Below are 14,555 nucleotides of genomic sequence, written 5' to 3'. Positions count from 1 at the left end.
CAGCTATGGCTGAGGTGGTGATCATCGGGTCCGGGTTCTCCGGGCTGTGCATGGGGATCAAGCTCAAGCAGGCCGGCTGCGAGGACTTCGTCATCCTGGAGAAGGCCGACGACCTCGGCGGCACGTGGCGGGACAACACGTACCCGGGCTGCGCCTGCGACATCCCCTCGTACCTGTACTCCTTCTCGTTCGAGCAGAACCCGCGCTGGACCCGGATGTTCGCGCCCTGGAACGAGATCCTCGACTACCTGCGGCACTGCGCGGACAAGTACGGCATCGCGGACAAGATCCGGTACGGCGCCGAAGTCACCGAGGCCGTTTTCGACGAGGCCACCGGCCGCTGGACCGTCACGGTGAACGGCGGCGAGACGATCGAGACCCAGGCCCTGGTCACCGGCGTCGGCAGCCTGCACCAGCCGAACGTCCCCGACCTCCCCGGCCTGGACACCTTCGCCGGTACGGCGTTCCACTCCGCGCTTTGGGATCACTCCCAGGACCTGCGCGGGCGAAACGTGGCGGTGATCGGGACCGGTGCGTCCGCCATCCAGTTCGTACCCGAGATCGCGCCGCAGGTCGCCCAGCTGGACGTGTACCAGCGGACCGCGCCGTGGGTCACGCCGAAGCCGGACCGGGCCATCGCGGGCTGGGAACGCAAGCTGTACCAGCGGTTCCCGGCCGGCCAGCGGGTGATTCGCGACGCCGTCTACTGGGGTCTCGAAGGTCGCGGCGCCGGCTTCGCCGGGAACCCGAAGCTGATGAAAGGCCTTGAACTCCAGGCGAAGCGGCACCTGCACAAACAGGTCACCGACCCCGAACTGCGCGCCAAGCTGACCCCGGACTACCAGATCGGCTGCAAACGGATCCTGATCTCGAACGACTACTACCCCGCGCTCGCCCGCCCGAACGTCAGCGTCGTCAGCACCCCGATCACGCGGATCACGCCGACCGGCGTCGTCACCGCCGACGGCACCGACCGCGCCTGCGACACCCTCATCCTCGGCACCGGCTTCACCGTCTCCGCGAACCTGACCCGGATGCCGGTCCTGGGCAAGGACGGCGTCGACCTCGCCGACCACTGGAAGCACAACGGCGTCGGCGCGCACCTCGGCATCACCGTCGCCGGGTACCCGAACCTGTTCCTCCTGGTCGGCCCGAACACCCTCCTCGGCCACTCGTCGATGGTCTTCATGATCGAGGCCCAGGTCCGGTACGTGATGCAGGCACTGCACCTGCTCCGCCGACGAGGCGCGTCGTACGTCGAGGTCCGCGAGGAGGTCCAGGAACGCTTCGTCGACACGATCCAAGGCGACCTCAACAACACCGTCTGGCAATCCGGCTGCACCAGCTGGTACCTGGACCCCTCCGGCCGAAACTCCACCATCTGGCCCGACTGGACCATGAAGTACTGGCACCAAACCCGAAAACTAGACCCCACCGACTTCGCCGTAGTCCACTAACCCCACAACGACACCGCTCCGCGGCGGCTAGCTATTGCCGCCTCTGGCGGGGTTGCTACCGCCGCCGGGTGGAGCCTGTGCCCGTCGGGCCTGTGCTCGTAGGAGAAGGGACACGCCTCTCGGCGGCTGCCTGTTGCCCACCTTCGGCGGGGTGCTGCATCCGTGGCGTTGGAGGCTGTGCCCCCGTAGGGAATGGTTCAGGCGGGATGCCCCAGCACGGGACCGCATTTCGGCAGAGGCTCACCAGCACCCGAGTGGACTGCTCTTTGCGGCTGGTCGGGCTTGCCTACTCCGGCAGAGGGTTGCCCCCTGAAAATTCGAGGGAGTCAAGTGCCACGCCACTCATGCGCGCTCGCGGCCCGTCGGCGGTCGTGTCCGTCGAGGGGCCGGGAAGCTTGGAGGCCGGGCTTACTCAGGTCGGCGTGGTGAGGGTCGTCCCACCGGCGGCCGAGACGGTTGGACTACGTGCGGTAGGACAACAGCTCGTCTCTAGCGCTGCTGGCAACCTTCGAATTCTTGAACCTGTCGTTACCAAGCAGCTCGCTAAGATCGGCCAGGCGATTCACTATCCATGAGATCTGTCGGTCTTCCGGAAGCTCCAGCACTGTCCGCGCGGCATGCATCGCGCCTTCTAATTCTCCCATCTTTAGGCGCGCAGTAGCGAGATACACCTGCGCAAGCGCCTCATCATCTAGAGATCGCTGCTCGGGGGGTTCATTGACCCAGGTTTCGATTGCGAGCATGGCATTCGTTTCGGCGTCTTGAAGAGATTCATTGTCAGACAGCCACATGAGGGAAGATGCTGAGTAGTAGGCCTGCTTAGCGCGAGAGAAGCCAAATAATCCCTCTACTGCGTCCTGCGTACTACGCTCGCGTTCACGATTGGACTCTACAAGCAAGGCCCTTGCTGACGTGCTGTCACCAAGATTGGCAGCACATTGAGCAGCTCCGCAGATCAATCGAATCTCCGAAGTTCCTTGCCCGGCGTACTTCATTCCGTCATTAATCAATTCTTGGCCGAGTACGTAATCCTTGTCGAATCGAGCAATCAGCGACTGTGTTCCACGACTCCATGCCATTAGCTCGCTGTCTCCAGCTTGAGCGGCCATCTTATAGGAAACGGCACCATGAGTTGCTGCGCCCTGAGCGTCACCGAGATCCAACGCGGCGTAGGCAAGTATTCCAGATACGCGACTGAGACCTACATGAAGATCAGAGAACCGACTAGATTTCATATTGCGAATCGAAAGTCGACGAATCAATTCGCCACGTAGTGACATTGCCTGATTGAGCATCGGGCCGGGTGGACTCGAAAGATACGTGACCGCCAGTTCAGAGATCAGCTGGTTAATCTCGTCCAGATCCACCGCGTCCGGTTCGGCTGCCAGGAGCAGTTGCGATTCGCGCTCACTCTTTCGCAAAGCCTCACGCCTGACCGATTCTCGTTCGCGTTCCAGATTCTCACGTCGCCATACCGCGACTAGCTCGCCGGACGCGCCCAGCTCCCGGTCGGCAAGCTCTACCCAATCGCAATGCGGCCAGCGCCTTCCCGCCTCCACATTGTTGATCCAGCCCCGCGAAACGAACGTTGCCGCAGCGAGGTCCGCGAGAGACTTCCCGCGCCGGGCGCGCCTGACTGCAAGTGCAGTGCCAAGCGCGGATTCCCGTGCTTCCGACATGCTCCGGCTCGCCTCACTCATCGTTGATCAGTCAGTCACGCAGTGTCTCCAATGTATCTCTCCGCCGACTGGAGACAGCGTCGCCCTTCACAGAGGGTCACCGCCCCTGCAGGCTTCGTATCAAGGTTAACCCCCGCACCTCATGACAGGGGGAGAAACGCTAGTCGTCTTTGAATGGGCGATGAATCCACTGCCGGAAACGACCACGGCCAACCACGACGGGGGATGGAATCAGAATGAATATTACAGAACGACCAAAGCGGTTTCACTTGTTCCGACACAACGACATTAGCGGCATATCGGGGATTGGCGTCGTTGCCGAAGGGGCTGTTTGGTCATCCGGTGCGGTTGCCCTGCACTGGCCCGGAAATCCGCAGGCTACTTCCATATGGGCAAACATTAACGACGTAATGCAAGTTCATGGACACAGCGGGTCGACCGAAGTGGTATGGCTCGATTAAGAAGGGTCAGAAATGGAATGGGGTGGACGCGCCGAGCACATACCTCAGCCGGACCACTCACCAGACAGAGGATGCCCGAAGGCATTCGCTGTGATGTACCTGCAGGAACAGGGCCATGTGACGCACGATGAAATGGACCGGGCTATTGAGCGGATGCGGGAGTTCGCTCAATTCCGATCCTTGGAAGTCACTGAAATTTTCGTCGAGCAACTGGAAATACAGCCATATGGAATTGCCTACAGAGCGATGCTCGGACAGCTCCGTGGCCGAAAAGAGAGAGTCTTGATAACACCGGGAGTGCACCACTTCTCGAATCTTCATGACGACCCACCGGTGATCTTGGAAGAGATCAAGAACCTCGGAGTGATGGTGTTGTTTCCCGGACACGTCGAATAGTCCCGTCAGCGTGGTTGGCGAGCATTCTCCTGCCCGGCCACCCTGGCGTTCGACGGGGCGCGGTGCGGTGTAGCCGCCCGGTCCCCCCTCCGCACGCGGGAAAGCGCACACACCCGCCCCGTCGTTTCCAATAGCCACAGTCCCCCGGGCGAGCTGGGGATTGTGAATCCCTGGCATTCTCCCTGGCGCCCGAGCATCAGGGAAATGTCGGGCCACAACAATTGAATAGCTACGCATTGTGAACAGTGGCCCGTGACCGCAACTCTCGGGAACTCCTATCCGCTCCCCTGTGGTGAAGGTGTTTCCGTTGCGGTCGCGGGCCACCCCGATACCCGAATGGCACGTAAAGGGGTCGCGCTCTTCTGTGTCAGATGGAATCCGCCCGTTGGTTGAGAGGAATGTTCATGTCGCAGATTCAGCAACTAAAAGAGCAGCTATATCAAATGTCTACCGACGCAACTCAGGGAGCCGGGAGCCTTGCAGGTTTTAGAATCAGGTTCTCCCAGAGTGGTGCGCAAGTGGAACAACTGATTCGGGGCTCGGCCACGAATGCTGATGCCCAGATCATCCAGTTACTCGACACGGCTGGGAAGGCTGTAAATGACGCGGCGGAAGCCCTGCAGATCGCAGCGCAGAGTTGTAAAAGTTATGCCGATCAACTCTGATGGCCGCACCTGATGCCATCCGAATTGCAGCGCGTCGCCGCCGAGCTGCTAGCGAGCATTCAGCAGATTCCTGCGATGAGTGGGTATCTGCTACGCATGGCAGCTCGGTGCCGGGATCACGCCGGCTATCTGGCCGGGTTCGGTTCAAGTCATGCGGCGGCCCGCACGGCCGCACTCCAGCTCGAAGCGGCGGCACGGGCCTGTGAAAAGGCGGCGGATGAAGCCGGACGAGTTCCCGATATCGCGCTCGGTTGGGTACAGCAAATGGTCAGCGGCGAGCGGCCCGCCGCACCCGGTGGCGGCGGGAGCGGCGGCGGAAATAGGCCGGACCCGAGCCGCCAGCATCGAAGCGATGTCGATCCTTCAGAACCGAGCGAGGACATCGTTGCAGCTGTAATGCGTCGGCTGCCTCAGCGCGGACAGCACGGACCAACCACCGGGCTATACATCGACGAGAACGGGACCGCAGCGGAATTCATCAGTGGACGCGGGGAACTGCAAAAGAAGGCACTCGACCTCTGCAAAGAGAAAAGATGGCCAGTCTACGACCGAATCACCCACACAGAAATCAAGTTTGCAATGCACATGCGCGACCGAGGAATCAAGTACGCCAGGCTCTACCTCAACAATATTCCTTGCAGCGCCAAGCTATTCAACTGCGTCACGCTGCTGCCCCCAATTCCTGCCACCTGGAGCCAAGCTAGTAATCTATGGTCCTGGTGGGTACAGGAAGACCTTTGAAGGCGAAAGCGACGGTGGGTCAGAATGACTTTCACGATCAGTGCATATTTCGGTTCTGACGGATATGAGATGCCCGTCGAAACCGAGGCGGGTGTTTCGAATTTCATCGCACACCTTCTGGCCGAGGCAAAGAAAGACGCCGACAACAATCTAGCAGCGCTGTACATCAACGAGCGGCCGAAGAATGAGCGCGGGCTCCCTGATCACGAGATCCGAGTCGGCATCAATCCAAAACTATCCGCGGCAGCGCTCGGATTCACCGACGTTGATGGAAGCTTCTATGCGCAAGGCAAAAGGGACGGCGACGCCGATGTGCCTTACTTCTCGGAAGGTCACGACGAGAGTTTTCCGCCCGATTCAGTCGTCACGGTTGAGCTGATCCGCAAAGCGATCATGGAAATGCTAACCACTGGCAAGCGGGCAACTGACGTGAACTGGAAATCTGTCTACTAGTGACCGGCATTTGCTCCTGCCGTAATTGAGGGAGCGCACCAACTGAACAGGTACTGCTTGAACGAGTAGCCTGTGACCGCAACTCACGGAATTCCCATCCCCTGCCCCATGCGGTGATGGTGTTCCGCTTGCGGTCACGGGCTACATCGTTGGACGGGTAGGTGCAGGCGGAGCTGTCCCCGCCACCACAGTTCCTATGGCGTAGACGCTCCACTTCACGGCGGCAGCACCCCCGCCGAAGGCGGCAACAGGCAGTCGCCGCGAAGCGGTGTCCTTTCCTGTTCCCGCGACCACAGTTCCCACGGCGTAGACGCTCCACCTCGCGGCGGCAGCACCCCGCCGGAGGCGGCGACAGGCAGTCGCCGTGGAGCGGGGTCCTTGGTGGGTCCATTAGGTGATAACCCGGACTCCTCTAGTAGGAGGGTGGGTGTGTCGGCGTACGACCTTGGGATGAGGGGAAGACCGATCCGGAGGCCGATGTCTGGAGAGGGGTGGTGGAGGATTCTTGAGGTATGGAAATTCTTCAGATTCTCGGAGCGGCAGTGGTTGTGGTCGGCATTGTGATCACCGCGCTGATCGCCATCATCCCGTCGGTCGTGGACCGCTAAGTCTTCCCGGGAACCGCGCGACGTCGTCGGGCGGGAACGGGGAGTCAGTCGGCGGACAGATGGACCAGCAGGTCCTGCCGGGTCAGTACGCCCACCGGCTTGCCGTCGTCGAGCACCATCAGGGCGTCGCGTCCTTCGAGCAGTTCGACCGCCCTGGTCACCGGTTCGCCGGCGCCCAGGGACGGCAGTGCCGGGTCCATGTGCTGCTCGACCATGTCGGCCAGCCGCGCCTTGCCGGAGTACAGCGCGTCCATCAGCGTCCGCTCCGACACCGCGCCGGCTACCTCGGCCGCCATCACCGGCGGCTCGGCCCGGACGACGGGCATCTGCGATACGCCGTACTCACGCAGGATCGCGACCGCTTCGGCGATCGTCTCGTGCGGGTGGGTGTGCACCATGCCGGGCAGGCTGCCGTCCTTGCGGGCCAGGATGTCGCCGAGCGTCGCGCCCTGCCGGGTGTGCGCGAGGAAGCCGTACTGCGCGAGCCAGTCGTCGTTGAACACCTTGGTCAGGTAACCACGGCCGCCGTCCGGCAGCAGTACGACGATGACCGCGTCCGGGTCGTCCAGCTCGTGCGCCAGCCGGATCGCCGCCGCGGCCGCCATCCCGGCGGAGCCGCCGACCAGCATCGCCTCTTCGCGGGCGAGCCGCCGGGTCAGCGCGAACGAGTCCGCGTCGGACACCTCGATCACCCGGTCGCAGATGTCCCGGTCGTACGTCTCCGGCCAGAAGTCCTCACCGACGCCCTCGACCAGGTACGGACGGCCGGTACCGCCCGAGTACACCGAACCCTCCGGGTCCGCGCCGATGATCTGTACGCGGCCACCGGACACCTCCTTCAGGTACTTGCCGGTGCCGCTGATCGTGCCGCCGGTACCGACGCCCGCGACGAAGTGCGTGATCTTGCCCTCGGTCTGCTCCCACAGCTCCGGGCCGGTGGTCTCGTAGTGCGAACGCGGGTTGTTCTGGTTGGCGTACTGGTTGGGCTTCCAGGCGCCGGGGATCTCGCGGACCAGCCGATCGGACACGTTGTAGTACGAGTCCGGGTGTTCCGGCGCGACCGCGGTCGGGCAGACCACGACCTCGGCGCCGTACGCCTTGAGGACGTTGCGCTTGTCCTCGCTGACCTTGTCCGGGCAGACGAAGACGCACTTGTAGCCCTTCTGCTGCGCGACCATCGCCAGCCCGACGCCGGTGTTGCCCGACGTCGGCTCGACGATCGTGCCGCCGGGCTTGAGCTCACCGGACGCCTCCGCGGCCTCGATCATCCGGACCGCGATCCGGTCCTTCACCGAGCCGCCGGGGTTGAAGTACTCGACCTTGGCGAGTACCAGCGGCCGCGCACCGTCGGCCGTCTTCGTCAGCCGCACCAGCGGGGTGTTGCCGACCAGGTCCAGGAGTGATTCTGCGTAGCGCACATCTTTACTGTAGTGATACGAGCGCCGTTGCCCTATTTTCACTTGCATCGCGATAACAGCGTGTAATGCTTATTACATGAGTAAAGCCCGGGCAGCGAAGAAGCTGGCCCAGGCCGCAGCCTTCGGGGGCGGGGGACTCGGACTCATCGGTGCCACCGTTTACGGCGTACTGACCGCAGAGGCCGAGTACGTGAAGCGTGTGATCGGGCCGATGCGCTACTACCCAACTCCGGGCAACGGTCTGTACGGCCGGTTCCCAGGACATCCGGTCACGTTCGCCATGCTCGGCGACTCCAGTGCCGCGGGGTACGGCACCGAGTCGCCGGACGAGACGCCCGGGGTGATGCTCGCCTCCGGCCTCGCCGAGCTGGCCGAGCGTCCGGTCCGGCTGGTCGACGTGTCGAAGACCGGCGCGAAGTCGACCGATCTCGCCGTGCAGGTGGACACCGCGCTGCAGGCCGGGCCGCATGTCGCCGTGATCCTGATCGGCGCGAACGACGTGAAGGCGAAGATGCCGCCGTCGACCTCGGTCCGGCTGCTCGCCACCGCGGTCCGCCGGCTGCGCGCCGCGAACTGCGAGGTGGTGGTGGGTACCTGCCCGGACCTCGGCGTGGTTCCGCCGATCGTGCCGCCGCTGCGCTGGGTGGCCCGGTCCTGGAGTCACCGGCTGGCGGCCGCGCAGACGATCGCGGTGGTCGAGGCCGGCGGCCGCTCGGTGTCGCTCGGCTCGTTGCTCGGCGAGGTGTTCCGGACCGATCCGTCGATGTGGGGGCGGGACAACTTCCACCCGTCGGCGACCGGGTACGCCGCGGCGTCGGCGGCGCTGCTGCCGTCGGTCGCGGCCGCGATGGGGGTCGGGCCGGAGTCGATGGTCCACCCGGAGCCGTTCCGTGGCGAGGCGATCCTGCCGGTCGCGGACGCCGCGGTCCAGGCCGCCCGCCGGGCCGGTACCGAGGTCGCCGCCACCGAGGTGGCCGGCCGGGAGCGCGGACCGCGCGGTCGCTGGGCCTCGTTGCGGCACCGCCGCCGGCACCCGAAGGCCGATGTCGATCGGGTCGAGCCGGACACCGCGGACGCCGGCAACACCACCGACCGCGGCGAAAGCGTGCCGGTCGGCCAGTAGTTACAGGGTTGTGCGTCCGCTGAGCGGCGAGTTTCCTGGCCGGAGTCTTGATAACCGGCGTCCGGTTGGTGCACAGTCGATAACTACGCGGTACCCCGATGACGGGAGGCGAAGATGGGCTTGAACCACTCCGAGGAGACGCACCAGCGTTTGGTGGAGGCAGTGCCCAGGTGCACCGGACGCCAGATGACCGAGTGGTTCCAGCTGATGAACGACGGACCGTCGTTCCTGCGCTTCGACGACAGAGTGCGATGGCTCTCCAGCGAGTACGAACTCGCGCACGGGCACGCCACCGCCATCGTCCACGAGTTCGATCTGGTCAAGGCGCACCGGCGAATGGGCTGAACCGCAAAGGAGACAACCCGGCAAGACCTGCCCTTTCAGGTGGAGGGGCAGGTCTTTCACGTTCCCGGCCCAGCCAATCACCAACCGCGCCGCCGGCCCCGTCCCGAGTACCCGCCGCCCGGCGCGCTTTGGGAAGCCACCGCGTACCCATCGGCCGTTGAAATGCACGGTGGGTTCTCACGGGGAGCGCCCGGTGGGTGTGGAGTGCCCGGTGGGTGTACTGCGTGGGGCGTGGGGTGGGGTCAAGACGCCCCGTGATGCATCGGACGGAGGGGCGGTGCGAACCGGTTGTACTGGTGCCGGAACAGGCGGAAGGGCCGGTCCACCTGAACCGGCCCTTCCACTGTTTCAACTACGGCTTGACGCTGCGATCAGTCGCCACCGCGGAGGATGGCGAGGATGCGCAGGATGTTCCAGTACAGCCAGACCAGCGTCACCGTCAGGCCGAACGCGGCCCGCCAGGCCTCGCTCTGCGGGGCGCCGTGCCGGACGCCCTGCTCGATCATGTCGAAGTCCAGGATCAGGTTGAACACCGCCAGCCCGGCGCCGATCGCGGCGAACAGCAGGCCCATCGCGCCGAAGCCGCCGATCCCGGAGTTGAAGCCGAACAGGCTCGCGATCAGGTTGATCACGATCACGCCGGCGAAGCCCATCGTCGCCAGGACCACCATCTTGGTGAACCGTGGCGTCACCTTGATCTGGAAGTACTTGTAGGTGGCCAGGGTCAGCGCGGTCGTCACCAGCGTGGCCAGCACGGCCTGGACGACGATGCCGGTGCCGGCGCCGGTCCAGGCGGCGATGAACTTGGAGCCGATCCCGAGGAAGACGCCCTCGGCCGCGGCATACACCATCACCAGCGCCGGGTTGATCTTCCGGGAGAACGACAGCACCATCGCGATCGCGAACGCGGCCAGCGCACCGGCCAGGAACAGCGGGGTGACCAGCGTCTTCGGTACGAACCACCAGGCCAGCGCGCCGAACAGGGTGACTACGCCGAGCGTCATCGCGGTCTTGACGATCACGTCGTCCATGGTCATCGGGCGGCTCGCGGCCGGAGCGCCCTGGTACTGGTTCGGCGGCATGCCCGTGCCGCCGTAGCCATAGGCGCCTGGCTGACCGTACGGAGCGGCGCCCGGGTATGCCTGGCCCTGGCCAGGCGCGAACGCACTCGACCGGTTCAGCACCGGGTTACTGCTCTGCATGTTTTCCTCCTGATGACCCACATCCGGGGTCGTATCGCGATACTACGGCCCCACCCTTAACGCAATCTGAGAATTACTCCCTTGTTCTCCAACCGAAACCAGGCCCGGGAAAACGGTTGCACGACTCAATCGGTTGACGATGCGATCAGACGTGCGGGTGAATTGCTTCCTGGGTGGACAGCGCGGCGCCGACCTGGTCGGCCAGCGCGACCGCGACCAGGCGCTGTTCGAGGTCGGGGCGGGCGATCCGGCTGGCGGCGGTGAGCAGGAACCGGCCGCGGGTGGCACCGGCGTGCTGGACGATCAGCTCGATCTCGGCATTCGTCGGCAGGCCGTCGCGTTCGACCTTCAGGACGTGCTGACCGCGCGCCACCGTACCGTCCGGGTTCAGCCGGGGCGCCTCGGTTTGCTTGCTACCAGCAACGAATTTCACACCGTCGATCCCCAGTACGGCGGTCAGCTCGGCCCGTACCTGCTCGATCAGGTCGTCGGCGGACGCACCGGCCGCGACCGCCTGCGAAGTGGTGATCACGCCGTCCAGATACCCGCGCCGCCGGGACGCGTTGGCTTGTTGCCGACGGCCCCAGATCGCGATCTGGGTGACCGCGACGCCGATCACCATCAGCAGTACGGCCTGCTCGACGTCGTTGCTGCTGTCGATCCGGAAGCTGTTGTACGGCACGGTCAGGAAGAAGTCGAACCAGACCGCGCTGGACACGGCCGCGAGTACGCCCGCGACCCGAATGCCGAAGACCGCGACGGCGACGATCACGACCACCAGCACGAGCGCGGCATTCGCATTGTCGAAATGACTTCGGAATGGCGTCAGCAACGCGCACACCGCGGGCGGAGCCAGCAGCGAACCAATCAGGACCGGGGTGCGGTAGCTCTCCACCCCCCTATTGACGCGCACTACCCCGTACCTGAGCAACACCTCTGACGAAGGTCTACCACCGATCCGGCGGCGCCGGCCGGGCTTGCGGTTGCGTGACGGCTCGGCCGGGTACTGGTCGCGGACGTGTCGGTGACCCCACCATGAGGGAATGGGTACTCCCTCCAGCGGGGGATGTTCGGTAGGTGAGATCACTCCCACGATGGTTTGTGAAATCTTTCACGAGCGCTTAGCGTTGAAGTGAACATGAAGTCGGAGATCCACTCAGGGAGAGTGAACCGCATGACAGCCCAGGTGCCGCACATCCTCGTCGTCGGAGGCGGTTACGTCGGGATGTACACCGCGTACGGCCTGCGCCGCGCCGCCCGCAAGGGCCGGATCCGGGTCACCGTGGTCGACCCGCGCTCGGTGATGACCTACCAGCCGTTCCTGCCCGAAGCCGCGGCCGGATCGGTGGAGCCGCGGCACGTCGTGGTGCCGCTGCGCAAGACCCTCAAGGGCTGCCGGGTGGTGACCGGCCGGGTGACCGGGATCGACCACGCCGGCAAGGTCGCCAAGGTGCTGCCCGAGGAAGGCCCGGCGTACGAGCTCGCGTACGACCAGATCGTCGTCGCCCTCGGTTCGATCGCGCGTACGCTGCCGATCCCCGGTCTGGCCGAGGAGGCGACCGGGTTCAAGAACGTCGAAGAGGCGATCGCGCTCCGGAACAAGGTGCTGGACCGGCTCGATGTCGCGTCGTCGCAACCCGACCCGGTGCTGCGCAAGTCCGCGCTCACGTTCGTCTTCGTCGGCGGTGGGTACGCCGGCGTGGAAGCGTTCGCCGAGCTCGAGGACATGGCCCGGTACGCGACCAGGTACTATGACAACATCAACCCCGAGGACATGCGCTGGGTACTGGTCGAGGCGACCGGGCGGATCCTGCCCGAGGTCGGTGAGGAACTCGGCAAGTACACCGTCGACCAGCTGCGCAAGCGGAACATGGAGATCCGGCTGGAGACCCGGCTGGAGTCCTGCGAGAAGGGTCGCGTGATCCTCAGCGACGGCGACGAGTTCGACGCCGACACGATCGTCTGGACGGCCGGCGTGAAGGCCAACCCGGCACTGGCCGCGACCGACTTCCCGCTGGACGAGAAGGGCCGGGTCAAGACCCTCGCGAACCTGCGGATCGAGGGCGTCGAGGACGCCTGGACCGCGGGCGACAACGCCGCCGTACCCGACCTGACCGGCCCGGCCGGCACGTACTGCGCCCCGAACGCGCAGCACGCGGTCCGGCAGGCGCGGCGGCTCGCCGCGAACATCCTCCGGGTCGTGGACGGTCAGCCGCCGCAGGACTACGAGCACAAGTACGTCGGCTCGGTCGCGAGCCTCGGCCTGCACAAGGGCGTCGCCCAGCTGTACGGCGTGAAGGTGAAGGGCTGGCTGGCCTGGTTCCTGCACCGGACGTACCACGTCTCCCGGGTACCGACCTTCAACCGGAAGATGCGGGTCATCCTCGACTGGACACTGGCGCTGTTCTTCCGCCGCGAGGTCACCAGCCTCGGCAGCCTGCAGACGCCGAACGAGGAGTTCCAGCGGGCGACGCAGTCGTAACACCACCTGATCGGCCGGGCCTCCAACTCGCCGGGGGCCCGGCCTTCTGTCACCCTGGACACCACATGAGTGTCTGGAGGGGGCATGAGTGCTGCGGAACGGACCGGGTGGCTGCCACCGCGCTGGGTGAAGTGGCTGGCCTGGAAGATCCATCGTGGTATCTACAACAGGAGTGGCGGCCGGCTCGGCCTGTCGCTACCACGAGACGACGAGCACTACGGCACCCTGCACCTGACCGTGCCCGGCCGGCGCACCGGTGAGCCGCGCGGCGTGATCCTCGGGTACTTCGAGGACGGACCGAACCTGGTCACGATGGCGATGAACGGTTGGGAGGATCCGGAGCCTGCCTGGTGGCTGAACCTGCAAGCGCACCCGGACGCCGAGGTTGTCGTCGCCGACGGGAAGCGGCCGGTGCGGGGACGCGCCGCGGAGGGCGAGGAGCGGACCCGGCTGTGGGCCCGCTGGCAGCAGATCGACAAGCACCTCGACGCCTGGGCAGCACGGCGCTCGAAACCCACCGCCGTAGTAATCCTCGAACCGCGCTGACCACCGACTCGCTCAACCAGTGACACCGGTCAACCGGGACACGGGTCAGCCGGGACACGGGTCAGCCGGACGTCGGTCAGTCGGTGACACCGGCCAGCCGGGACCGCAGGTCAGCCGGGGACGTCGGGGGACGCGGGTCAGCCGGGGACGTCGGGGGACGCGGGTCAGCCGGGGACGTCGGGGGACGCGGGTCAGCCGGGGACGTCGGGGGACGCGGGTCAGTCGGGGGTGCGGGGGCGCGGGTCAGTCGTGGAGGAGGCCGGCGTCGTGGACGAGGAGGGCGATCTGGACCCGGTTGTTCAGGTCCAGCTTGGTCAGGATCCGGGAGACGTGCGTCTTCACCGTCGGGACGCTGAGGTAGAGCGTCGCGCTGATCTCGGCGTTCGACTTCCCCTCCCCCACCGCGACGGCGATCTCGCGCTCGCGGTCGTTCAGCTCGGCGATCCGGGCCGCCGCCTTGGTCTTGCGGTGATCCTGGCCGGCGTCCGCGACCCGGGTGATCAGGCGTTTCGTCACCGCCGGGGAGAGCACCGGCTGGCCGGCGACCACCCGCCGTACCGACTCGACGATCTCCGCGGGTGGCGTGTCCTTGAGGACGAACCCGGCCGCGCCGGCGCGAAGCGCGCGCAGCACATGCTCGTCGGCGTCGAAGGTGGTCAGGATGACGACCTCCGGCGCTCCCGGCCGCCGTCGCACCGCCTCGGTCGCGGTCAGCCCGTCCGTACCGGGCATGCGGATGTCCATCAAGATGACATCCGGCGCGAGTCGATCGATCAGCCCTTGTACGCCCGTACCGTCCCCGGCTTCGCCGACCACCCGAATGTCCTCCGCGCCACCCAGCATCAACTTCAGCCCAGCACGCAACAGCGGATCATCGTCGATGATAAGCACCCGAATACTCATCCACGTCCTCGCTTCGCTCCGGGCGCGGCTGAGGCACAAAATGGGCTGCGCTTGATGATGCCCTCGCTTCGCTCGG

General features: G+C 65.3%; 14 protein-coding genes. 9 read left to right on the top strand and 5 right to left on the bottom strand.

The window, feature by feature from the left end; all coding sequences use genetic code 11:
• The first annotated feature begins 5 nt into the window (after nt 1-5).
• The gene (locus tag HDA44_RS33385; RefSeq protein ID WP_184841330.1) at nt 6-1,457 is read left to right on the top strand and encodes a flavin-containing monooxygenase; all 1,452 of its coding nucleotides are present in this window, start codon (nt 6-8) and stop codon (nt 1,455-1,457) included.
• Between the two features lie 461 nt (nt 1,458-1,918).
• Here HDA44_RS33385 and HDA44_RS33380 read toward each other — a convergent pair whose 3' ends face one another.
• Complete coding sequence (locus tag HDA44_RS33380; protein ID WP_184841328.1) at nt 1,919-3,157, bottom strand: helix-turn-helix domain-containing protein; 1,239 nt, start codon at nt 3,155-3,157, stop codon at nt 1,919-1,921.
• Between the two features lie 530 nt (nt 3,158-3,687).
• Here HDA44_RS33380 and HDA44_RS33375 point away from each other — a divergent pair.
• From HDA44_RS33375 to HDA44_RS33360, 4 genes are all read left to right on the top strand, one after another.
• Nucleotides 3,688-3,993 carry a hypothetical protein gene (locus HDA44_RS33375; RefSeq protein ID WP_184841326.1) on the top strand — a complete coding sequence of 102 codons (306 nt, stop codon included), beginning with the start codon at nt 3,688-3,690 and terminating at the stop codon, nt 3,991-3,993.
• Nucleotides 3,994-4,397: 404 nt separating this feature from the next.
• Complete coding sequence (locus tag HDA44_RS33370; protein WP_184841324.1) at nt 4,398-4,658, top strand: hypothetical protein; 261 nt, start codon at nt 4,398-4,400, stop codon at nt 4,656-4,658.
• A gap of 12 nt (nt 4,659-4,670) precedes the next feature.
• Nucleotides 4,671-5,399, top strand: a complete 729-nt coding sequence (locus tag HDA44_RS33365) for a DddA-like double-stranded DNA deaminase toxin (protein WP_184841322.1) — start codon at nt 4,671-4,673, stop codon at nt 5,397-5,399.
• 24 nt (nt 5,400-5,423) lie between these two features.
• Nucleotides 5,424-5,852, top strand: a complete 429-nt coding sequence (locus tag HDA44_RS33360; protein ID WP_184841320.1) for an Imm1 family immunity protein — start codon at nt 5,424-5,426, stop codon at nt 5,850-5,852.
• A 652-nt stretch (nt 5,853-6,504) separates the two neighbouring features.
• Here HDA44_RS33360 and HDA44_RS33355 read toward each other — a convergent pair.
• Nucleotides 6,505-7,878 carry a cystathionine beta-synthase gene (locus tag HDA44_RS33355; protein ID WP_184841318.1) on the bottom strand — a complete coding sequence of 458 codons (1,374 nt, stop codon included), beginning with the start codon at nt 7,876-7,878 and terminating at the stop codon, nt 6,505-6,507.
• A 76-nt stretch (nt 7,879-7,954) separates the two neighbouring features.
• Here HDA44_RS33355 and HDA44_RS33350 point away from each other — a divergent pair, with 76 nt between their 5' ends.
• Both HDA44_RS33350 and HDA44_RS33345 read left to right on the top strand, forming a co-directional pair.
• Complete coding sequence (locus HDA44_RS33350; protein WP_184841316.1) at nt 7,955-9,001, top strand: SGNH/GDSL hydrolase family protein; 1,047 nt, start codon at nt 7,955-7,957, stop codon at nt 8,999-9,001.
• A 114-nt stretch (nt 9,002-9,115) separates the two neighbouring features.
• The gene (locus HDA44_RS33345; protein WP_134108161.1) at nt 9,116-9,346 is read left to right on the top strand and encodes a DUF4287 domain-containing protein; all 231 of its coding nucleotides are present in this window, start codon (nt 9,116-9,118) and stop codon (nt 9,344-9,346) included.
• Nucleotides 9,347-9,717: 371 nt separating this feature from the next.
• On the opposite strand, the gene HDA44_RS33340 is transcribed toward HDA44_RS33345, so the two are convergent.
• Nucleotides 9,718-10,548: a Bax inhibitor-1/YccA family protein gene (locus HDA44_RS33340; RefSeq protein WP_184841314.1), complete on the bottom strand. Its 831-nt coding sequence runs from the start codon at nt 10,546-10,548 to the stop codon at nt 9,718-9,720.
• A gap of 145 nt (nt 10,549-10,693) precedes the next feature.
• Nucleotides 10,694-11,443 (bottom strand): DUF4118 domain-containing protein, encoded by a 750-nt coding sequence (locus tag HDA44_RS33335; protein WP_184841312.1) that lies wholly within the window; start codon nt 11,441-11,443, stop codon nt 10,694-10,696.
• A gap of 279 nt (nt 11,444-11,722) precedes the next feature.
• Between HDA44_RS33335 and HDA44_RS33330 the strand changes: the two genes are divergently transcribed.
• Nucleotides 11,723-13,030, top strand: a complete 1,308-nt coding sequence (locus HDA44_RS33330; RefSeq protein ID WP_184841310.1) for an NAD(P)/FAD-dependent oxidoreductase — start codon at nt 11,723-11,725, stop codon at nt 13,028-13,030.
• Between the two features lie 84 nt (nt 13,031-13,114).
• The gene (locus HDA44_RS33325; protein ID WP_184841307.1) at nt 13,115-13,576 is read left to right on the top strand and encodes a nitroreductase/quinone reductase family protein; all 462 of its coding nucleotides are present in this window, start codon (nt 13,115-13,117) and stop codon (nt 13,574-13,576) included.
• Nucleotides 13,577-13,819: 243 nt separating this feature from the next.
• Here the strand turns inward: HDA44_RS33325 and HDA44_RS33315 are convergent, their stop codons facing one another.
• Nucleotides 13,820-14,479, bottom strand: coding sequence for a response regulator (locus HDA44_RS33315; protein ID WP_184841305.1), 660 nt, complete (start codon nt 14,477-14,479; stop codon nt 13,820-13,822).
• Nucleotides 14,480-14,555: the final 76 nt, after the last annotated feature.

Origin of the sequence: Kribbella solani, assembly GCF_014205295.1 — a bacterium.
GTDB classification, from domain to species: Bacteria; Actinomycetota; Actinomycetes; order Propionibacteriales; family Kribbellaceae; genus Kribbella; species Kribbella solani.
Note: the sequence above shows the minus strand (reverse complement) of the source record. Positions and strands in the feature narration are given on the sequence as shown.